Source organism: Rhizobium sp. SYY.PMSO (assembly GCF_046840415.1).
In the GTDB taxonomy this organism is placed as follows: Bacteria; Pseudomonadota; Alphaproteobacteria; order Rhizobiales; family Rhizobiaceae; genus Rhizobium.
In genome coordinates this window covers 136,190-154,176 of sequence record NZ_CP177349.1, presented here as the reverse complement: position 1 = coordinate 154,176, position 17,987 = coordinate 136,190, and the positions used below count along the sequence as shown (strand labels likewise).

General features: G+C 62.7%; 20 protein-coding genes. 12 read left to right on the top strand and 8 right to left on the bottom strand.

Annotated features, from left to right (window positions below):
• Positions 1-287: 287 nt before the first annotated feature.
• Together ACJJVH_RS00775 and ACJJVH_RS00770 are read left to right on the top strand one after the other, a co-directional pair.
• On the top strand, positions 288-1,211 hold the full coding sequence (locus ACJJVH_RS00775) for a sulfite exporter TauE/SafE family protein (protein ID WP_112802894.1): 924 nt from the start codon (positions 288-290) through the stop codon (positions 1,209-1,211).
• A gap of 65 nt (positions 1,212-1,276) precedes the next feature.
• On the top strand, positions 1,277-2,017 hold the full coding sequence (locus ACJJVH_RS00770) for a TIGR02186 family protein (protein ID WP_412065201.1): 741 nt from the start codon (positions 1,277-1,279) through the stop codon (positions 2,015-2,017).
• Positions 2,018-2,020: 3 nt separating this feature from the next.
• On the opposite strand, the gene pdeM is transcribed toward ACJJVH_RS00770, so the two are convergent.
• Complete coding sequence (gene pdeM, locus ACJJVH_RS00765; protein ID WP_412064545.1) at positions 2,021-2,761, bottom strand: ligase-associated DNA damage response endonuclease PdeM; 741 nt, start codon at positions 2,759-2,761, stop codon at positions 2,021-2,023.
• 81 nt (positions 2,762-2,842) lie between these two features.
• Positions 2,843-5,353: a ligase-associated DNA damage response DEXH box helicase gene (locus tag ACJJVH_RS00760; RefSeq protein WP_412065200.1), complete on the bottom strand. Its 2,511-nt coding sequence runs from the start codon at positions 5,351-5,353 to the stop codon at positions 2,843-2,845.
• Positions 5,354-5,811: 458 nt separating this feature from the next.
• Here ACJJVH_RS00760 and ACJJVH_RS00755 point away from each other — a divergent pair, with 458 nt between their 5' ends.
• Together ACJJVH_RS00755 and ACJJVH_RS00750 are read left to right on the top strand one after the other, a co-directional pair.
• On the top strand, positions 5,812-6,315 hold the full coding sequence (locus ACJJVH_RS00755) for an RrF2 family transcriptional regulator (RefSeq protein ID WP_412064544.1): 504 nt from the start codon (positions 5,812-5,814) through the stop codon (positions 6,313-6,315).
• A 30-nt stretch (positions 6,316-6,345) separates the two neighbouring features.
• Positions 6,346-6,807: a carboxymuconolactone decarboxylase family protein gene (locus ACJJVH_RS00750; RefSeq protein ID WP_113501832.1), complete on the top strand. Its 462-nt coding sequence runs from the start codon at positions 6,346-6,348 to the stop codon at positions 6,805-6,807.
• A 127-nt stretch (positions 6,808-6,934) separates the two neighbouring features.
• On the opposite strand, the gene ACJJVH_RS00745 is transcribed toward ACJJVH_RS00750, so the two are convergent.
• Positions 6,935-7,975: a glutamine synthetase beta-grasp domain-containing protein gene (locus ACJJVH_RS00745; RefSeq protein ID WP_112802898.1), complete on the bottom strand. Its 1,041-nt coding sequence runs from the start codon at positions 7,973-7,975 to the stop codon at positions 6,935-6,937.
• A gap of 443 nt (positions 7,976-8,418) precedes the next feature.
• On the opposite strand from ACJJVH_RS00745, the gene ACJJVH_RS00740 reads away from it, so the two are divergent.
• Positions 8,419-8,610, top strand: coding sequence for a DUF2735 domain-containing protein (locus ACJJVH_RS00740; RefSeq protein ID WP_075855272.1), 192 nt, complete (start codon positions 8,419-8,421; stop codon positions 8,608-8,610).
• A gap of 9 nt (positions 8,611-8,619) precedes the next feature.
• Here the strand turns inward: ACJJVH_RS00740 and ACJJVH_RS00735 are convergent, their stop codons facing one another.
• Positions 8,620-9,255 (bottom strand): YitT family protein, encoded by a 636-nt coding sequence (locus tag ACJJVH_RS00735; protein WP_112802900.1) that lies wholly within the window; start codon positions 9,253-9,255, stop codon positions 8,620-8,622.
• Positions 9,256-9,361: 106 nt separating this feature from the next.
• Entirely contained in the window at positions 9,362-10,306 is a 945-nt protein-coding gene (locus ACJJVH_RS00730; protein WP_412064543.1) for a methyltransferase, read from the bottom strand.
• A gap of 265 nt (positions 10,307-10,571) precedes the next feature.
• Here ACJJVH_RS00730 and ACJJVH_RS00725 point away from each other — a divergent pair, with 265 nt between their 5' ends.
• The 3 genes from ACJJVH_RS00725 to ACJJVH_RS00715 are packed head-to-tail and all read left to right on the top strand — an operon-like array spanning position 10,572 to position 12,709.
• Positions 10,572-10,838: a DUF6460 domain-containing protein gene (locus ACJJVH_RS00725; RefSeq protein WP_112802902.1), complete on the top strand. Its 267-nt coding sequence runs from the start codon at positions 10,572-10,574 to the stop codon at positions 10,836-10,838.
• A 1-nt stretch (position 10,839) separates the two neighbouring features.
• Entirely contained in the window at positions 10,840-11,343 is a 504-nt protein-coding gene (locus ACJJVH_RS00720) for a CAP domain-containing protein (RefSeq protein ID WP_113385400.1), read from the top strand.
• A gap of 16 nt (positions 11,344-11,359) precedes the next feature.
• Positions 11,360-12,709 carry an MATE family efflux transporter gene (locus tag ACJJVH_RS00715; protein ID WP_412064542.1) on the top strand — a complete coding sequence of 450 codons (1,350 nt, stop codon included), beginning with the start codon at positions 11,360-11,362 and terminating at the stop codon, positions 12,707-12,709.
• On the opposite strand, the gene ACJJVH_RS00710 is transcribed toward ACJJVH_RS00715, so the two are convergent.
• Both ACJJVH_RS00710 and ACJJVH_RS00705 read right to left on the bottom strand, forming a co-directional pair.
• Entirely contained in the window at positions 12,685-13,773 is a 1,089-nt protein-coding gene (locus ACJJVH_RS00710) for a quinone-dependent dihydroorotate dehydrogenase (RefSeq protein WP_412064541.1), read from the bottom strand. The genes ACJJVH_RS00715 and ACJJVH_RS00710 overlap by 25 nt on opposite strands.
• On the bottom strand, positions 13,770-14,126 hold the full coding sequence (locus ACJJVH_RS00705; protein WP_112802910.1) for a DUF952 domain-containing protein: 357 nt from the start codon (positions 14,124-14,126) through the stop codon (positions 13,770-13,772). Before ACJJVH_RS00705 ends, ACJJVH_RS00710 begins: the two co-directional genes overlap by 4 nt.
• Before the next feature lie 105 nt (positions 14,127-14,231).
• On the opposite strand from ACJJVH_RS00705, the gene ACJJVH_RS00700 reads away from it, so the two are divergent.
• From ACJJVH_RS00700 to ACJJVH_RS00685, 4 genes are all read left to right on the top strand, one after another.
• Positions 14,232-14,660, top strand: coding sequence for a hypothetical protein (locus ACJJVH_RS00700; protein ID WP_412064540.1), 429 nt, complete (start codon positions 14,232-14,234; stop codon positions 14,658-14,660).
• A 138-nt stretch (positions 14,661-14,798) separates the two neighbouring features.
• Positions 14,799-15,464 carry a helix-turn-helix transcriptional regulator gene (locus ACJJVH_RS00695; RefSeq protein ID WP_412064539.1) on the top strand — a complete coding sequence of 222 codons (666 nt, stop codon included), beginning with the start codon at positions 14,799-14,801 and terminating at the stop codon, positions 15,462-15,464.
• 15 nt (positions 15,465-15,479) lie between these two features.
• Positions 15,480-16,625 carry a hypothetical protein gene (locus tag ACJJVH_RS00690; protein ID WP_412064538.1) on the top strand — a complete coding sequence of 382 codons (1,146 nt, stop codon included), beginning with the start codon at positions 15,480-15,482 and terminating at the stop codon, positions 16,623-16,625.
• 78 nt (positions 16,626-16,703) lie between these two features.
• Positions 16,704-17,117 carry a tellurite resistance TerB family protein gene (locus ACJJVH_RS00685; protein ID WP_112802915.1) on the top strand — a complete coding sequence of 138 codons (414 nt, stop codon included), beginning with the start codon at positions 16,704-16,706 and terminating at the stop codon, positions 17,115-17,117.
• Here ACJJVH_RS00685 and ACJJVH_RS00680 read toward each other — a convergent pair whose 3' ends face one another.
• On the bottom strand, positions 17,118-17,915 hold the full coding sequence (locus ACJJVH_RS00680; RefSeq protein ID WP_412065199.1) for a transporter substrate-binding domain-containing protein: 798 nt from the start codon (positions 17,913-17,915) through the stop codon (positions 17,118-17,120).
• Positions 17,916-17,987: the final 72 nt, after the last annotated feature.

Here is a 17,987-nt window from a genome sequence, read left to right as displayed (position 1 = left end):
GCTTTCGCGAGAAGCAACCGAACAAGACAATGCCGGCGCGATCGCGCCGGCATTGTCTTGTTCGGGCAAGGCTCGACGAAGCCCCGTCGCATGCCATTCACGCGCTCTCCCGAAACAACGTCACAGAAAAGCGGAAAAAGCCGCGCTAGAGTGGGGCCGGCCGTTCGAAAACCGAAGCGCACGGCTTTTCCTAAGGCTCTGGCAATGATTTCGGATTAAAATCCGCCGTTTAAGGGGAAAATGGGCTTCGGCCACCGTGCCGGAATGCCTGCAAGTGGGAACAGCGCGTGACGATCTATCTGCCGATCGCAGAACTGTCGGTGAATATTCTCATTATTCTCGGCATGGGTGCAGCCGTAGGGTTTCTCTCCGGCATGTTCGGCGTCGGCGGCGGCTTCCTGATCACGCCTCTCCTGATCTTCTACAACATCCCCCCGGTCGTGGCCGTCGCCACCGGCTCCAACCAGGTCGTCGCGTCCTCGGTGTCGGGCGCGCTTACCCATTTCCGCCGTGGCTCGCTCGACCTGAAACTGGGCGCGATCCTGCTTGCCGGCGGTCTGGCCGGCGCGACGTTCGGGCTATGGCTCTTCGTGATCCTGCGCAGGCTCGGCCAGATCGACCTGATCATCTCCCTGATCTACGTGCTCCTGCTCGGCACCGTGGGAACACTGATGCTCTGGGAGAGCGTGCGGGCCATGCGCCGGGCGGCCGGCAAGCTGCCGCCGTCGACGGCCAAGCCGCGTCATCATAACTGGGTGCAGCGCCTGCCCCTGAAGCTACGATTCAAGAAGTCCAAGCTCTATCTCAGCGCCGTTCCGGTGATCGGCCTCGGCTTCTTCGTCGGCATGCTGACGCCGATGGGTATCGGCGGCGGCTTTATCCTCGTGCCGGCGATGATCTACCTGTTGCGCGTGCCGACCAACGTCGTCGTCGGCACCTCGCTGTTCCAGGTCATTTTCGTGACGGCCTTCACGACCATCGTGCAGGCGGCCACCAACTATTCCGTCGACATCATACTGGCCTTCCTGCTGATGGTGGCGGGCGTGATTGGCGCGCAGTACGGCGTGCGCGTCGGCCAGAAGCTGCGCGGCGAGCAATTGCGCGCGCTGCTCGGTCTTCTCGTCCTGGCCGTCGGCCTTCGCCTGGCGATCGCCCTCATCGTCACGCCGGCAGACATCTATTCGGTTGTCATGGAAGGAGTGAGCCGATGAGGCGCTTCGGCCTGATAATCGCTGCCACGCTGCTGCTTGCGCCGCTTACCGGACAGGCACAGGTGATGCTCGATCAGCCGACGACCTCCACCACGGCGCGGGAGACGATGGAGATCGGCACCTCGACCAGCGAGATCGCCATAACGTCCGACTTCACCGGCGCCGATCTGACGATTTTCGGCGCCCTTTCCAACACCGACCAGCTGCTTCTGGCAATCGGTCAATACGATATCGTCGTCGTGCTGGAGGGACCGCGCGAGAATGCAACGGTGCGCCGGAAGGAACGCGTCTTCGGCATCTGGGTCAACACCCGCTCGATGACGTTCGAACATGTGCCGCAAGCCTATTCGCTGTCGAGCACGCGCGCCGTCGACAACATCACCGCACCGCTCGAACTCAGCGATCGTGGCATCGGCGTCGACCATATTCCGCTGGCGCCGGTCGGCTTCGTCGGCAATATCGCCGACGTTCCGGAATTCCGGAACGCCTTCCGGCGACTGCAGAAAGCAGGCGGCCTCTACGAAAGCGATCCCGCCGGCGTGCGCTTCGTCAGCTCCTCGCTTTTCAAGGCGACGCTCAGAATTCCCGCCGACGTTCCGAACGGCGTGCACACCGTACGCGCCTATCTCTTCAAGAGCGGCAAGTTCCTCAGCGAGAAATACCTGCCGCTGCGTGTCATCAAGACCGGCATGGAACAAATGATCACCGATGCGGCGCATCAGCAGCCGATCGCCTATGGCGTGTTTTCCGTATTGCTGGCTCTCGTCACCGGCTGGGGCGCAAGCTTCCTGTTCCGGAAGAGCTAAAGCTCAGGCCGAGAGATTGCCGAAGCGCACGGAATAGATGCGATCACGGCCGAGCAGATGGGCAATCAGGCTTTCCCGCTCGAAAAGACCGGCCATGGCCTTGTGGCGGAGATCGAGGCCGCCGGTCATCACGCCGAAGGCCGGCATCAGCAGACGGGCGCCGTCGGTCGCAAAGCATGGGCGGCGCACCGACTTTTCGCGGCGACGCACGGTCGCCGATGGATGCAGGTGCCCGGCGATCTCGCCTGCCTGCTGTCCCGCCTTCGGTTCGTGGCGGAAGGTCAAGCCGCCATAGTGCATCTCGTCGACCGAATGGCCGGGAAGGTCGACCGTGCCGTCCGGATCGTGATTGCCATTGATCCAGATCCATTCGCGGCCGCGGGCCATGTCGACGATGAGGCTGCGAAACTCTTCCGGCAGATGCTGCGACCCGATCCGATCATGAAAATTGTCGCCGAGCGAAACCACGAGCTTCGGATCGTAGCGGGAGATGACGGCGGAAAGAACGGTCAGTGTCGCCAGCGTATCGTAGGGCGGCAGCAGCATGCCACGGCGGGCGAAGGCCGCCCCTTTTTCCAGATGCAGGTCCGAAACGACGAGGATGCCGGCATCCGGCAGATAGAGCGCGCCCAACGGATCGCAGACGGCGGCCACGCCCTGAATGGCGGTCTCGACACCAGCGGCGAACGCGCGTTCGCCATCTTGGCTGTTCAAGTTCCGCGCCAGCGCCAGCCGGTTGATCACGTCAGTTCATCCTCGTTCGTTTGCTTGCGCGATCCCTTCCGAAAACCGCACCGTGCGTCCCATCCGGCTGGGGACCATGCCTTATTCCATTGCCTCGCGGATCAGGTCGTCGGCCGCTTCCGCCAGCACCACGTCATGCGCCTCGCCCGGCACCGGCACCTTGCCGATTTCCAGCATCACCGGCACGGCGAGCGGGGAAATATGGTCCAGAGCGCGATGGGTGATATGGCCCTTGATTCGCTTCAGCATATCCGCAAGACGGCCAATATCCAAAAGTCCCGTCGCCGCATCCTGCCTCGTTGCCTGCAGCAGGATATGGTCCGGCTCGTGGCTGCGCAGCACGTCGTAGATGAGATCGGCCGAAACGGTCACTTGCCGGCCGGTCTTTTCCTTGCCCGGATGTCGGCGCTCGATCAAGCCGGCAATCACGGCGCAATTGCGGAAGGTGCGCTTCAACAGGAAGGATTCGTCCAGCCACGCTTCGAGATCGTCGCCAAGCATGTCCTCATCGAAAAGATCGGAAAGGCTGAGATGCCCGTTGGCGATCATCAGCCCCATATCCTCCAGCCCCCAGATGCCGAGTGAATAATCGGTTGCGACGAAGCCCATCGGCTTGGCGCCCGCCCGCTCCAGCCGCCGGGTCAGGAGCATGCCGAGCGTCTGGTGCGCCAGTCTCCCCTCGAAAAGATAGGCGACCATGTAGGCGCGGCTGCCGCGCGGGAAGGTCTCGATCAGGAATTCGTCGCGCTTCGGCAACAGCGACTTGTCGTTCTGGATTTCCAGCCAGTCGCGCACCTGATCCGGCAGGCGGTGCCGCCGGTCGGGATCGGCGATCATCGCCCGCACCTGATCGGCGAGATAGGTCGATAGCGGAAACTTGCCGCCGGCATAGGAGGGGATTTTCGGGTCGAGCGAGAAAGCCTGCGACGCCAGACACTCGCTCTCGCGGATACCTTCGAAGCGCAGCACCTTGCCGGAAAAGAGAAAAGTGTCGCCGGGCGAAAGCTGTTCGACGAAATATTCCTCGACCTTGCCGAGCGGCGCGCCGCCTCGTCCGAGCGAGCCCAGCGCATTGCGCTTCACCATGCGGATGTTCAGCATCGCCTCTTCGACGATCGTGCCGAGGTTCAGGCGATATTGCTGCGCGACCTGCGGATTGGAGACGCGCCAGCGCCCGTCCGCCATCTTGCGGATACGGGCATAGCGCTCGTAGGTCCTGAGCGCATAACCTCCGGTGGCGACGAAATCGACGATACGCTCGAAGGTTTCCCAGAAAAGGCCGGCATAGGGAGCGGCACTCTGCACCTCGTCATAGAGTTCGAGCATGTCGAAGGGCTCGGCGCAGGCCATGCCGAGCACATGTTGGGCGAGCACATCGAGTGCGCCGGCGCCGATCGACGGCGTATCCTGCGCGCCAATGTAATTGGCATCGAGTGCTGCCTGACACTCCATGACCTCGAAGCGATTGGCGGGCACGAGGATCGCCTTCGAGGGCTCGTCCATGCGGTGGTTGGCGCGGCCGATGCGCTGGGCAAGGCGGCTGGCGCCCTTCGGCGCGCCGACATGGATGACGAGATCGACATCGCCCCAGTCGATGCCGAGATCGAGCGTCGAGGTGGCGACGACGGCGCGCAGCCGGTTCTCCGCCATGGCCGCCTCCACCTTGCGGCGCTGGCCGACATCGAGCGAGCCGTGATGAAGCGCGATCGGCAGATTGTCGTCATTGGCCGACCACAGCTCCTGAAACAGCATTTCGGCCTGCGAACGCGTGTTGACGAAAAGCAGCGTCGTGCGATGCGCCTTCAGCTCGCGATAAATATCGGGGATCGCATATTTGGCGGAATGGCCGGACCAGGGGATACGCTCTTCCGTCGACAGGATCGAGATGTCGGGCTTGGCGCCGCCCTCGACGATGACGAGGCCAGCGTGGCGCTCCTCCCCCGGCTCCTGCGCCACCAGCCACTTCTGCAGGTCCATCGGGTCGGCAACGGTTGCCGAAAGACCGATGGTCTGCACGCGCGGCGCCAGTTTGCGGATGCGGGCGAGGCCGAGCGACAGCATATGGCCGCGCTTCGATGTGACGAGCGAGTGCAACTCGTCGAAGACGATGTATTTCAGATCCTTGAAGAAGCGCTCGGCCTCGCGATTGGCGAGCAGCAGCGCCACCTGCTCCGGCGTCGTCAGCAGGATATCGGGCGGATTGAGCTTCTGCCGCTGGCGCTTGCCACTGGGCGTGTCGCCCGTGCGGTTTTCGACCGATACAGGCAGGCCCATCTCCGAAACGGGCTTCATCAGGTTGCGCTCGATATCGACGGCGAGCGCCTTCAGCGGCGAAATATAAAGCGTGTGGATACCAGTGAAGGCCGAACCCGGCGGGATCTTGCCGCGACGGGTGAGATCGGTCAGCGACGGCAGGAAGCCGGCCAGCGTCTTGCCGGCACCGGTAGGCGCAATCAGCAGCGTGCTTTCGCCGGCCTCGGTGCGGGCAAGCAATTCGAGCTGATGGGTACGCGGCTGCCAGCCCTTTTCCGCAAACCAGCGAGTGAAGGGGGCAGGCAGGGCAAGGAGGCGGTCGGCGTCGATCTGGTCCACAAGGTTCAATGTAGTGAATATGCAGCGGATGAGAAGCGGGACGTGTTATTGGCGTTGGGGTTTTGGGAGGTACGCATCCCCATCGCGACATCTCCTCCACGAGGAGGGCAATCGCGCATGAGCTTACACGGTAGCCGCCCCCTTCTCCCCCACGGGGAGAAGGTGCCGACAGGCGGATGAGGGGGTGCCTGCCAAGAGCACGAAAATCCATGAATTCAGGTCGGAAAGCCCCCTCATCCGACCCTTCGGGCCACCTTCTCCCCAAGGGGAGAAGGAACTTCCGATGCTGACCCAGCCACAGGCAATTACCCTGCCCTCAAGGGGGAGATGTTCCGAAAGAGATAGAAGAGCGCGCGGGGGTGCGGCACATAGAACGGCTGTTTTTGGCGCCAACTGCAAAGACTTGACTCCCGCCATAATCATAGATAAAAAATATCCATGATTAGAAGGACACGAAGATGAAGCTCGGAGACGGCGTCGAACAGTCCATCCATTGCGTGGCCATGCTGGCAGGATTGTCCGACGGCGGCGTGCTGTCGGCGGCGGCGCTTGCCGAATTCCACGGCGTCTCCGTCAGCTACCTCTTGAAGCATCTGCAGGCGCTTTCGGGTGCCGGCATCCTTGATACCGTGCCGGGACCGAAGGGCGGCTATCGGCTGGCGCGCAAGGCGGAGGAGATCAGCCTGCTCGATATCGTGCTGGCGGCCGAAGGCCCCGCACCCGCCTTCCGCTGCGCCGAAATCCGGCAGCGCGGCCCGAACCCGCTGGAAGGACGTTACTTCGCCAAGCCCTGCGGCATCAATGCCGCCATGCTGGCGGCCGAGCGCGTCTATCGTGCCGAATTGGCCAAGACGAGCATTGCCAACGTGCTGACCGATCTCAGGCAGACGGATATGGACGGCGGTATCGCCGCGAGAGGCTGCGCTTTTCTCGAATTGCATGAACGCAAGACCAGAAACTGAACCCACGAAAGTTTACCCAAGGAGAAGAGCATGCATCCCCGCTTTAACTTCGCCAAAGCCTCACCCGAGTCCTACAAGGCGGTGTCCGCCCTGGAAAACTTCGTGCAGACCTGCGGCCTCGAGCGCCGCTTCATCCACCTCATCAAGCTTCGCGCCTCGCAGATCAACGGCTGCGCCTATTGCGTCGACATGCATGTGAAGGAGGCGCGGCACGACGGCCTCAGCGAGCAGTGGATCAATCTGATTTGCGTCTGGTGGGAATCGCCCGTCTACGACGACCGCGAACGCGCGCTGCTTCGCTGGGTCGACTCGGTCACGAAGATCGCCCAGACCGGCATTCCGGATGCCGATTTCGAGCCTCTGAAGCAGCATTTCAGCGAAGAGGAGATCGTGAAGATCACTGTCGCGATCGGCACGATCAATGTCTGGAACCGGCTCGCCGTCGGCTTCCGCTCGCAGCATCCGGTGGATGCGGCGAGCAAGGCTGCCTGACGAGATAGATGCGGTTGAGTGGAGGTATCGGCGGCTCGGCAAGTGCAAAAGCTGCGGCCAATCCTCAAATCATACTCCCAGATACAATTATGGCGTCGATCCGGAAGATCGACGCCATAATCAATACTTAGGCAGCAACCGAGCCGAAGCCAGCCGTCGGGACTTCCGAGATGGTCTTCAGAACCTGCGAAGCGATCTGGTAAGGGCAGCCCTGCGAGTTCGGACGACGATCTTCGAGGTAGCCGCGGTAGTCGTTCTTGATGAACGAGTGCGGAACGCGGATCGAAGCGCCGCGGTCGGCAACGCCGTAGCTGAACTTGTTCCACGGAGCCGTCTCATGCTTGCCGGTCAGGCGCATGTGGTTGTCCGGGCCATAGACCGCGATGTGGTCGTGCAGGTTCTTGTCGAACTGCGCCATGAGCGCTTCGAAATAGGCCTTGCCGCCGACTTCGCGCATGAACTTGGTCGAGAAGTTGCAGTGCATGCCCGAGCCGTTCCAGTCGGTGTCGCCGAGCGGCTTGCAATGAAACTCGATGTCGATGCCGTACTTTTCGCACAGGCGCAGCAGCAGGTAGCGCGCCATCCAGATCTGGTCGGCGGCCTTCTTGGAGCCCTTGCCGAAAATCTGGAATTCCCACTGGCCCTTGGCCACTTCGGCGTTGATGCCTTCGTGGTTGATGCCTGCTTCGAGGCAAAGGTCGAGGTGCTCTTCCACGATCTCGCGGGCGACATCGCCGACGTTCTTGTAGCCGACGCCGGTGTAGTACGGGCCCTGCGGAGCCGGGTAGCCGGATTCCGGGAAGCCGAGCGGGCGGCCGTCCTTGTAGAAGAAGTATTCCTGCTCGAAGCCGAACCAGGCGTCTTCGTCATCGAGGATCGTTGCGCGGCTGTTGGACGGATGCGGGGTAACGCCATCCGGCATCATGACTTCGCACATGACGAGCGCGCCGTTCGTACGGGCCGGGTCCGGATAGATGGCGACGGGCTTCAGCACGCAATCGGAGCTGCGGCCTTCGGCCTGCATCGTCGACGAGCCATCGAAGCCCCACAGCGGAAGCTGCTCGAGCGTCGGAAATGCGTCGAATTCCTTGATCTGTGTTTTGCCGCGCAGGTTCGGCACCGGGGTATACCCATCGAGCCAGATGTACTCGAGCTTATATTTCGTCATTACGCACCTCATAACAGTTAATCAGGCGAAGCAGGAAAACTTGGCCGGCGCGCCCGCCGGAAAATTCCTCACTACGAACGGCTGACAAGGAAGATGCATTTGCCGTGCCAGATTGCATCGACAGCTGGCTTGTTAGCTGAGATTTTTATTATCCAGTCGTATTCGGGCAAGATTTCCGGGCGTCAACCGCCGGATTTCGTTCAAATCGTCGGCGTCGTTTCCACCCAGATTGCCAAGATGTCGCAGGATCGAGAGCCTTGGAATGGATTGGAAAATTGGCAGATCAAAGAAACGGCATCCACCCCGCCATCGTCGATCTGCCTATAATTTCATCATTTAGCATTTTTTTTAAGCGGAATGGTGATATTCGCCTTCGGCTTTGCTATATATGAGCTGTCTCTTGAAGCGCGCCCGCTTGAACACCAAAAAGGGAGAGACAACGAATGGCAATCGGTACTCGGCACGAAACCGCAAAGATCTATCAGTTTCCCGTCACGGCCCGCTCCACGGCGGTCAGCCAGCGTCCGAAGGTGAACCTCACCCCGGATATCGGCCCGACCATTGCGACGGCTGCGTTCGACAGCTGGTATCACGAAGCCGCAATTGTCGAATCCGACGAGACCCGCAAGCAATAGGCAGCGGCCTTACAGCGCTATGTAGCGATCCGAGCGATGATTGATCGCGACGAAGAGGTTGAGCGCGATTGCGCCGATCACCGAGCAGATGACCACCGGAGGCGTCGTTACCGCGAAGGCGACGGCCAGCACGCATAGATCGATTGCAAGCTGCACCAGCCCTGCCCTCACGCCGAAACGCTCCTGCAGATAAATTCCCAGGATTCCGACGCCGCCAAGGCTGGCGCGGTGACGATAGAGCGCGAGCAGCCCGAAGCCGAGCAGGATGCCGCCGAGGACCGCCGACCAAAGCGCATTGATATGCGCGACATCGAAGAGAAGCGGCTGCAGATTGGTCAGCAGCGCGGTCAGCGCAATGGCGATGAAGGTCTTGACGGTGAAGACCGGACCGAGCTGCTTCAGCGACAGATAGAAGAACGGCAGGTTGACCACGAAGAAAGCGAGACCGAAATTCACGCCGATCGCATAATGCAACAGAAAGGCGATGCCGGCGGTGCTGCCGGTCAACAGACCGGCGCTCGAAAGGCAGAACAGACCGAGCGAGGAAATGAGGCTGCCCGTCAGGATGCCCTGAACGTCCTCGGCCCATGAATGCCGGGTCGCGGATGTATTCCAGACGCCAAAAGCGCTCTTCGCGTTCGCCATGTGCTTTCCCTCTGTTTTTCAGGAATTCTGCGGAAAGCCCGGGCGACAATCAAGAGAAAATACGTAAGCAATGCTGACCTATTTGAAATTCGCAAGATTCGAATATTCAGGCGGATTTGCACGTAATGAACAGAATGCCGTGGACCGGTTTTCCGCCATCCATGCGAATGACGCTGCGGGCCAGGGCCCGCACGATAAAGCCGTGATCGGCCAAGATCTCCGTGACATAGGATTCCGAATGGGCAAAGCGAAGGGAGTCACGCAGCACATAGCCGGTCGGCTGCTGCGCGTCCTCGACTGAAAACGCAAAGATTGCACCATCGGCCGCCAGCCTGCGCACGATCGCCAGCACCCCTTGCAGATTGCCGAGATACATCAGCACGTCGGCGGCGGTCACCAGATCCGCGCGGCCGGCGGCGAGCCCGGCATCAAACATGCCGGACAGATCCGGCTCCAGCGACAGGTCGGCCTGACCGAGATGGTCGTAGACATGCTTCTCCGCCGCCTTCGCAAGCATCCCCTTCGACAGATCGTAGCCTTCGAGCCGGTCGACCCTGTCGCGAATCTCGGGTCCGAGCAGTCCCGTGCCGCAGCCGAGATCGACGGCAAGGCGGAAATGGTTCGGGATATCGGCCGTCCCGGCAATCAGCGCTGCAAGCTTGCCCGGTACGCTGTAGCCGAGCTTCTCCACCAGGGAGGTTTCGAAGCGATCGGCATAATCGTCGAACAGCCGCTCGACATAAAGGCTCGGTGGGCGATCCGGCACGTCTGCGCCGCCAAGGACCGCGAGCTTGAGGCGGGCGCCAAAGACATCGCCTTCATCGAGCGTCAGCACCTCGTTCAGCGCAGCTATCGCGCCCGACGCATCGCCGGCCTTCTCGCGATAGGCCGCCAGCGTGAACCAGCCCGCCGCCCAACGCGGCACCAGCTCCAGCGCCTGCTCCATCAGTTCGGCGGCGCTCGCGGGCTCGCCGCTTTCGGCCAGCATCTTCGCATAGTCGGCGCGGCGGTCGGCGATGACATCGCCGGAGGAAAGCTGGCTCGGCAGCATATGTTTCATCCTGTTTGACGCCCGCCTTTGAACGCGGCCACAAAAAAACTCAAGTCCTATTTCAGGCAGATGCGAGAGCATCTTCTGCTTTTCTTCGAATCGCAAAAGCGCTCTGACCAGTTTCTTTCCGCATTCCGGACGGAAAACCGCTGGGCACTTGTCCTGGGGTCCTTCGGTTTGAGGTGAATGCCGGGCAAAAGTGCTTGCGAGTCGCCGGCCCCGGCCCTATCTCAACACCACCGACCGCCATCATGGAGACGTCAGTATGTCCGATCAGGTGAACCGATTCCTTGGCGACTCGCCGGGCCGAACGCTGGTGAAGCTCATCATCGTGTCGCTCGTCGTCGGCTTCGTGATGAAGTTCTTCGGCTGGCGGCCGCTCGACTTTCTCTATGGCGTCCGTCGCTTCATCGTCGATCTCTGGCACAGCGGCTTCGCCGCGCTTGGCGAATTCGGCGATTATCTGATGCTCGGCGCAACCATCGTCATCCCGCTCTTCGTTATCCTCCGTCTGTTCAATTACCGCCGCTGACATGACCTTCCAAACACAGAATTGCACGCGCCGCGATGCGATGCGCCTCGTTGCCCTTGCGCTCACTGCAACCGTTGCAAGCTGCGCCACGCCGCCCGCCAGGGTTTCCAATATTCCGGCCAGCGACCAGACCGCCTCGGCCCTGCCGCTCGTCAACGCGTTGCGTGCCAAGAACGGCCTGCCGCCATTGAAGATCGACACCGCCGCCAGTACCGCCGCCGTCTATCAGGCGCGGCGCATGGCGGATGCCGGCAAGATGGAGCATCTGATCGGCATCGGCGACGATTTCGGCAAGCGGGTCAAGGCCAGCGGCGTCAAGCTGCCGGCCGCCGAGAACATTGCCGAAGGCCAGCGCGACGTAAACGCCGCAGTGACGGCCTGGATCAACTCGCCGAAGCATTTGCACAACATGCTCGGCAAATATGACGGTCTCGGCGTCGCACTTGCCTATGCCCCCTCTTCCGGCGGCAGGCCTTATTGGTCCATGGTGCTGTCCTCGAACTGAGGAGGCATAGCGTAACATGGATGTCCAGCAAGGGAGCGGGAGGGTTCTGCCCTTCGACGTGACGCATCGGCTCGTGCTGTCGATCGCGCTTCCGATGACGCTCGGCTTCATGACGACGCCGCTGCTCGGCCTCGCCGATACGGCGGTCGTCGGCCATCTCGGCCAGCCGGACGCGCTGGCCGGACTGGCGATCGGCGCGGTGCTGTTCGACCTCATCTTCGCGAGCTTCAACTTCCTGCGCGCTTCCACGACGGGCCTTACCGCACAAGCCTACGGCCGCCACGATCGCCGTGAGCAGCAGGCGGTCTTCTGGCGGGCGCTGATCTCGGCGCTCGCCAGCGGCGGCCTGCTCGTGATGCTGTCGCCCATCCTGCTCTGGCTCGGCATCAAGCTGATGGGGCCGCAGGGCGGCATTGCCGACGCGACGCGCACCTATTTCTCCATCCGCATGCTTTCCGGCCCGATGGCGCTTGCCAATTATGCGCTGCTCGGTTTCGTGCTCGGCCGTGGCCAGGGCCGCATCGGACTGCTGCTGCAGACCGTCATCAATGGCGTCAACATCGCTCTCGCCATCCTTCTCGGCCTCTGTCTTGGCTGGGGTGTGGCCGGCGTTGCCTGGGGCACGCTGATCGGCGAAACGAGCGGCACGCTGCTGGGATTGACGATCGTGCTGCGCAGCTTCGCAGGGGAGGAAAGGCCCGTCCGCGGCGAGTTGTTCTCGCGTGCCAAGCTCGCCCAGCTTTTCGCGCTCAACCGGGATATATTGATCCGCACCTTCGTTCTGATCGCAGCCTTCACGCTGATGACGCGCATCGGCAACAGCTTCGGTTCGGTGACCCTTGCCGCCAATGCCGTGCTGATGAACTTCTTCCTCTTGTCGGGCTACTATCTCGACGGGCTGGCGAACGCCGCCGAACAGATCACCGGCCGCTCGATCGGCGCCAACTATCGACCCGCTTTCGAACGCGGACTGAAGCTGACCGGGCTTTGGTCCTTCGGGCTGGCGCTTGCCGCCGCCGTCTTCTTCTTCACCGTCGGTCCGGCGCTGATCCGCCTGCTGACGACCTCGCAAGAAGTACGCGCCGCAGCCGGAACCTACCTGCCCTGGGCAGCGATCACGGGCCTGACCGGCGCGCTCGCCTTCCTGATGGATGGGGTCTTCATCGGCGCCACATGGTCGCGCGAGATGCGCAACAAGATGCTGCTCTCCTTCGGCGGTTATCTGATAGCGCTTGCCGCCCTCGTGCCGACGCTCGGCAATCACGGCCTTTGGATGGCCATGAACGCATTCCTGCTGTTTCGCGGCATCTTCCTGGCGATTGGGCTGAAGAAGCGGGCCGATCAGACGTTCCGGTTCGCCCAGTAGTCCAGCCTGGCATCGCGCAGGTCGCGGATCGAGCCGGCACGATCGCGGTCAAGCAGCTTCGACAGGCCGGTCACGACCCGGCCCGGCAATCCCGGCCCTTCGTAGACCATGCAGGAATAGAGCTGCACCAGATCGGCGCCGGCCTTGATCTTTTCCAGCGCCGTTTCCGCCGACGACACACCGCCGACGCCGATGATCGGCAGCGTGGCACCCACGCGACGGCGCATCTTCGCCAGCACGACAGTCGACTTTTCGAAGACCGGCTTGCCGGAAAGGCCGCCAGCCTCCTTCGCTTGCCGCTGGTCCTTCAGCCCATCGCGCGAAAGCGTGGTGTTGGAAACGATCAGACCGTCAAGCGCGTGCGACAAGGCCTCGGCGGCGATATCGTCCATGCCCTCCTCGGTCAGATCCGGAGCGATCTTGAGGAAGACGGGAATGCGCTTGCCGGCCCTCGTCGCTTCCTCGTCACGCGCGGCAAGCACGGCGGACAGCAGGGCCGAAAGGCTTTCCCGGGCCTGCAGGTCACGCAGGCCCGGCGTATTCGGCGAGGAGATGTTGGCGGTGAAATAGCGCGCCACGGAATAGAATCGGCGAATGCCCGCGACGTAATCGGCGATGCGGTCGGCGCTGTCCTTGTTGGCGCCGATGTTGACGCCGATGATGCCGTTACCGCGGATCGACTTGAGGCGCTGCAACGCCGCCTCGTGGCCCTCATTGTTGAAGCCGAGACGGTTGATGACGCCTTCGTCCTCCACCAGGCGGAAAATGCGCGGGCGCGGATTGCCGGGCTGCGCCTTCGGCGTCACCGTGCCGATCTCGGTGAAGCCGAAGCCGAGCTTCAGTAGCGCCTCCGGCACCTCGGCATTCTTGTCGTAGCCGGCCGCCATGCCGACGGGATTGGCAAAATCGAGGCCGGCCACGGTCTGGCGCAGACGGGGATCGGCGTTGACGCGGCAAGCCGGCACAAGGCCCGATTTCAGCGCCGATATCGACATGCCGTGCGCGGTTTCCGGATCGAAGAGAAACAGGCCGCGCCGGCCGAGATCGCGAAAGGCGCCGATCATTCCGCCATCTCCGGAAAAACATGGGCGCCATCGTCGCCGACCGGCAGGGGCTTTTCCCACAGCACGGCCGAAAGCGGCAGCGGCGCGTAGAGATGCGGGAAGAGATCGCCGCCGCGCGAGGGTTCGAAGACCAGCTTGTCGCCGAGCGCATCGCCATCGGCCGCTACCAGCAGCAGGCCGGTCTGGCCAGCGAAATAGAGCTCTGCGGTTTTCCTTGCCTGTTTCGCGGTGGAGAAATGAATGTAGCCGTCGGTCAGATCGATCGCCGCGCCATGAAAAACGCCGGTTTGTCTGGCTTGCTGCCAGAGCGCGTCCGGCACGATCTTGTAAACCACTGGCATGGCAGTCATCATCCCCATGTAGAGCTGTCCTGATAGGGCTTTGCACGAAAACATCGGCCGATGTCCACGGTTTCCGTGATGGATTTGGGGTTTAACGCAGAAAATCCGGAGGATGACATGACGAAGGAACTGAAAACCGGCCTTGCAGCCATGTTCATGCCCGCCGCTCTTCTTCTATCCCTGCCGGCTACGGCGGCCGAACAGGATACGGCGCGTTTCCAGCTGGAGCGCAGCGGCGATCATTTCATCCGTCTCAACCGGCAGACGGGTGCCATGTCCATATGCCAGGACCAGGGCGGCAATCTCGTCTGCCGCATGGCCGCCGACGAACGCAGCGCCTATGACGACGAGCTGGACCGGTTGGCCGACCGTGTGACGAAACTGGAAAAGACCGTCGCCGCGAACAAGGGATCGGACCTGCCCAGCGATGCCGATGTCGACCGGACGCTCGGCATCATGCAGAAATTCATGCGCGGCTTCATGGGCATGGCGAAGGAATTCCAGAACGAGGAGCCGCAGGCCAAGCCGTTGCCGCAGAAGACCTGAGGACGGCAGATTGCGAGACGAAAGCAAGGGGATAAAGGACCGCATTCCTATGCCGGTCTTTACTCGCCAAAACGCCTCGGTTAACGTTTTTGAAAGAATTGAGCGCCGGGCGAGCCGGCGCGTGGATACCGAGCGGCGATGCTGTCACACGAGCAGATATGGGGGGCGATCGACAGGCTTGCCGAGCGGCATGCACTGACACCCTCCGGCCTCGCACGCCGCGCCGGGCTTGACGCCACGTCTTTCAACAAGTCGAAGCGGCTGAGTCAGGATGGACGCCTGCGCTGGCCCTCGACGGAATCGATCGCCAAGGTCCTGGATGCGACGGGAGCCAGCCTGGAGCAATTCCTCAGCTTCATCCGACCCGGAGAATTGCCGCCCCCCGGGGCGTTTCATGAAACTTCTCCGGCCGGACACTCCATTCCCCTGATCGGCTTTGCCCAGGCGGGCGCGGGTGGCTTTTTCGACGACGGCGGATTTCCCGCGGGCCAGGGCTGGGACGTGGTGGAGTTTCCGGTCGCGGCCGGGCAAGGGGCCGGGGTCTATGCGCTCGAGGTGCAGGGCGAAAGCATGTTGCCGCTCTATCGAGACGGCGATATTCTGATCGTCGAGCCGGGTGCCCAGATCAGAAAGAACGACCGTGTGGTGGTGAAGACCCGCGAAGGCGAAGTCATGGCCAAGGTCCTGCTGCGGCAGAGCCCGAAGTCGATAGAACTGCTGTCGCTCAACCCTGAGCACCCAAACCGCAGCTTCGACCTGATGGAAGTGGAATGGATTGCCCGGATCATATGGGCCAGCCAATAGGAAAGTTTTCTCGTTATGCGTCGTGATATCTGGCTTGCAGGCGTGGCAGGTGCGATCGCCGGTTCCTGGTTGACCCTCGTCGCGGTCCAGTTCGGCGGGCATGGTTTCAGCCTGCCCGGCCGGGGCAAGAGCGACACGGTGGCCGAGGGCAAGCCCGCCGCAGCCGCGCCGAGCGAGGCCCCCAAGGCCGATTCGACGCCGCAAAAGGCCATGGAGGCAGCGCCCCCCCCTGAAACGGCCCAGCCCGACAAGGCAACGCAGCCGGCCGCGGCAACGCCCGCACCGGCGGGCGACGATGCCGCCGGGACGCCGCGTGCCGACGGCGCCAAGCCAGAGGAAAGCAAGCTGGCGGCTACCGGGCCGGCAGCGCCGCAGGACGACAAGGTTCCCACCGATCCGGCGCGCGCGAGCGATGCAGCGACGAAACCGGAAAAGGCGGAGACGGCCGACACGGCGAAGGGCACGGACACCGCCTCTGCCCCGGCGTCACAGCCAGACGAAACCACGTCGGACAAGGTCGCAGCCGCCCCGCCGGAAACCGCCCCCGTCGACCAGGCCAAGAGCGATCCGGTGCCGGACAACCGGATACCGGCCGACCAGATCGACAGGGAGATGGCGGCCGCCGCGCATCAGACCCTTCCGCCGCAGCCCGCGGCTCAACCCCCCGCAGGTTCCGAGGGAGCCTCGGCCGATCCGGCATCCGGGCCGCAGGAGCAGACGACAACGATAGAGCTGGTCCGCCCCTTCGCCGACCAAGCCGGCCTGTTGACCCTCGCCGGCAGGAGCGTCCGGCTCATCGGCGTCATTCCGACCGATGTCGACCGCATGTGCACCGGCCCCAGCGGCAAGAGCTGGCCATGCGGCCAGGCCGCGCGCACCGCGTTCCGCATGTATCTGCGCGGGCGCTCGATCGATTGCGACGTGCCGGACGCCAATTGGAAGGGCACGGTGACGGGAGCCTGCCGCTATGTCCGCGTCGATCTCAGCGCCTGGCTCGTCCGTTTCGGCTGGGCCGATCCGGAACCCGGCTCGCCGCTTGCATCGCTTGTGGACGAGGCCAGGCAGAAAAAGCGCGGCATGTACGGCGACGACCCGCGCCGAAACGGAAAGTCGACGCTCGCGCCGCCCCTGCCCAAGGAAGATCCGCTCAACCCGATCTGACGCCTTGCTTCCGCCACCAGCTTTTGCCATGAGACGCGCAACTTTTCAGTCTGCCAAACTCAGAGGACTTCGCCTGTCATGAACAAGCCGCTTTCTGCTCACGAGGCCCTGATCTACGTCATGGTCCTGGCATCGGCCGTCGATCGCACGATGAACGACCGGGAACTTAGCCGGATCGGAGAGCTCATCCACGTCCTGCCCGTTTTCAAGGGCTTCGACGACGAGAAGCTGATTTCCGTTTCCCGGGATTGCGCCAAGCTTCTGGCCGGCAGCGAGGGGCTCGATATCGTGCTGGAAACCGTGCGCGATACGCTTCCCGCGCGGCTTTATGATACGGCCTATGCGCTTGCCGTCGAAGTCGCTTCCGCCGACCTCTCGGTGAAGGCGGAGGAGCTGCGCCTGCTCAGCCTGCTTCGCGACCGTCTCGGCCTGGACAAGCTGACCTGCGCCGCCATCGAGCGCAGCGCGATCGCCCGCTATCGCAAGGCCTGATCAGTAGAGCCCGTAAGGGAAGTAGCGCAGATAGATTTCCTGCAGCCTGCCGTCGCGCGAAAGGGTCGCGAGGGCATGGTTGATCGCGGCCGTCAGATCGGCATCCTGCCGGCGCAGCATGATGGTCATACCCTCTCCAAGGAACTGCTGCGAGAGATAGGGACCGTCGAACAGAGCGCAGCATTTTTCCGCCGCCGGCGACGAAACCCAGAAGGAAAGCTGCAAGCCATCGGCAAAGGCCGCGTCGACCTTACCATCCTTGACCGCCGCCAGCAGCGCATCCTTGTCATCGAACGGCACCGGCTTGATCGCCGGGAAGAAGGAGGCCAGCATCGCCTCGTGCACCGTGCCCTTGACGACGCCGACGGAGCGGCCCGCCAATGAGGCGGCGGTCGTACCGCCGATCGGCGCCTTGAGATTGCGCACGAAACGGGCCGGCAACATCAGGAACGGACGCGAGAAAGCGAAGGTCTTGCGCAGTTCGGGCGTGACCGCGACACCGGCGATCACCGCATCGCCCTGCGAGGCTGCGAGCGCAGCCTGCAACTCGCCGAAGGGCAAGGCCTGGATCTGGCATTTGTCCGCGATTGCCAGCTCGTCGCAGATCTTGCGCGCAAGCTCGACATGGAAGCCCGCGAGCTTGCCGTTCTGATCGAGGAAATTGAAGGGCGGGAAATCGATCGAGGTCAGGAACCGCAGCCGAACAAGCGAGGACAGGTCGGGTTTCGGCAAGCGCTCGCGCGCATCGAACAGGATCGGCAGGTTCGACGGCTTGGCCTGCTGGGCAGCGAGCGGCATGACAGACGAGATGGCGATCAGCGCCGCGCACGTCACAAGCCGGGCGATGGAGATCGGCGACGAAAGGCAAAC

Coding starts and splice junctions, on each gene's coding strand:
- ACJJVH_RS00770 (WP_412065201.1), top strand. CDS start 1,277: ATGCTCGATCAGCCGACGACCTCCACCACGGCGCGGGAGACGATGGAG.
- ACJJVH_RS00755 (WP_412064544.1), top strand. CDS start 5,812: ATGAAGCTCGGAGACGGCGTCGAACAGTCCATCCATTGCGTGGCCATG.
- ACJJVH_RS00750 (WP_113501832.1), top strand. CDS start 6,346: ATGCATCCCCGCTTTAACTTCGCCAAAGCCTCACCCGAGTCCTACAAG.
- ACJJVH_RS00745 (WP_112802898.1), bottom strand. CDS start 7,975: ATGACGAAATATAAGCTCGAGTACATCTGGCTCGATGGGTATACCCCG.
- ACJJVH_RS00740 (WP_075855272.1), top strand. CDS start 8,419: ATGGCAATCGGTACTCGGCACGAAACCGCAAAGATCTATCAGTTTCCC.
- ACJJVH_RS00735 (WP_112802900.1), bottom strand. CDS start 9,255: ATGGCGAACGCGAAGAGCGCTTTTGGCGTCTGGAATACATCCGCGACC.
- ACJJVH_RS00730 (WP_412064543.1), bottom strand. CDS start 10,306: ATGCTGCCGAGCCAGCTTTCCTCCGGCGATGTCATCGCCGACCGCCGC.
- ACJJVH_RS00725 (WP_112802902.1), top strand. CDS start 10,572: ATGTCCGATCAGGTGAACCGATTCCTTGGCGACTCGCCGGGCCGAACG.
- ACJJVH_RS00720 (WP_113385400.1), top strand. CDS start 10,840: ATGACCTTCCAAACACAGAATTGCACGCGCCGCGATGCGATGCGCCTC.
- ACJJVH_RS00715 (WP_412064542.1), top strand. CDS start 11,360: ATGGATGTCCAGCAAGGGAGCGGGAGGGTTCTGCCCTTCGACGTGACG.
- ACJJVH_RS00710 (WP_412064541.1), bottom strand. CDS start 13,773: ATGATCGGCGCCTTTCGCGATCTCGGCCGGCGCGGCCTGTTTCTCTTC.
- ACJJVH_RS00705 (WP_112802910.1), bottom strand. CDS start 14,126: ATGATGACTGCCATGCCAGTGGTTTACAAGATCGTGCCGGACGCGCTC.
- ACJJVH_RS00700 (WP_412064540.1), top strand. CDS start 14,232: ATGACGAAGGAACTGAAAACCGGCCTTGCAGCCATGTTCATGCCCGCC.
- ACJJVH_RS00695 (WP_412064539.1), top strand. CDS start 14,799: ATGCTGTCACACGAGCAGATATGGGGGGCGATCGACAGGCTTGCCGAG.
- ACJJVH_RS00690 (WP_412064538.1), top strand. CDS start 15,480: ATGCGTCGTGATATCTGGCTTGCAGGCGTGGCAGGTGCGATCGCCGGT.
- ACJJVH_RS00685 (WP_112802915.1), top strand. CDS start 16,704: ATGAACAAGCCGCTTTCTGCTCACGAGGCCCTGATCTACGTCATGGTC.
- ACJJVH_RS00680 (WP_412065199.1), bottom strand. CDS start 17,915: ATGCCGCTCGCTGCCCAGCAGGCCAAGCCGTCGAACCTGCCGATCCTG.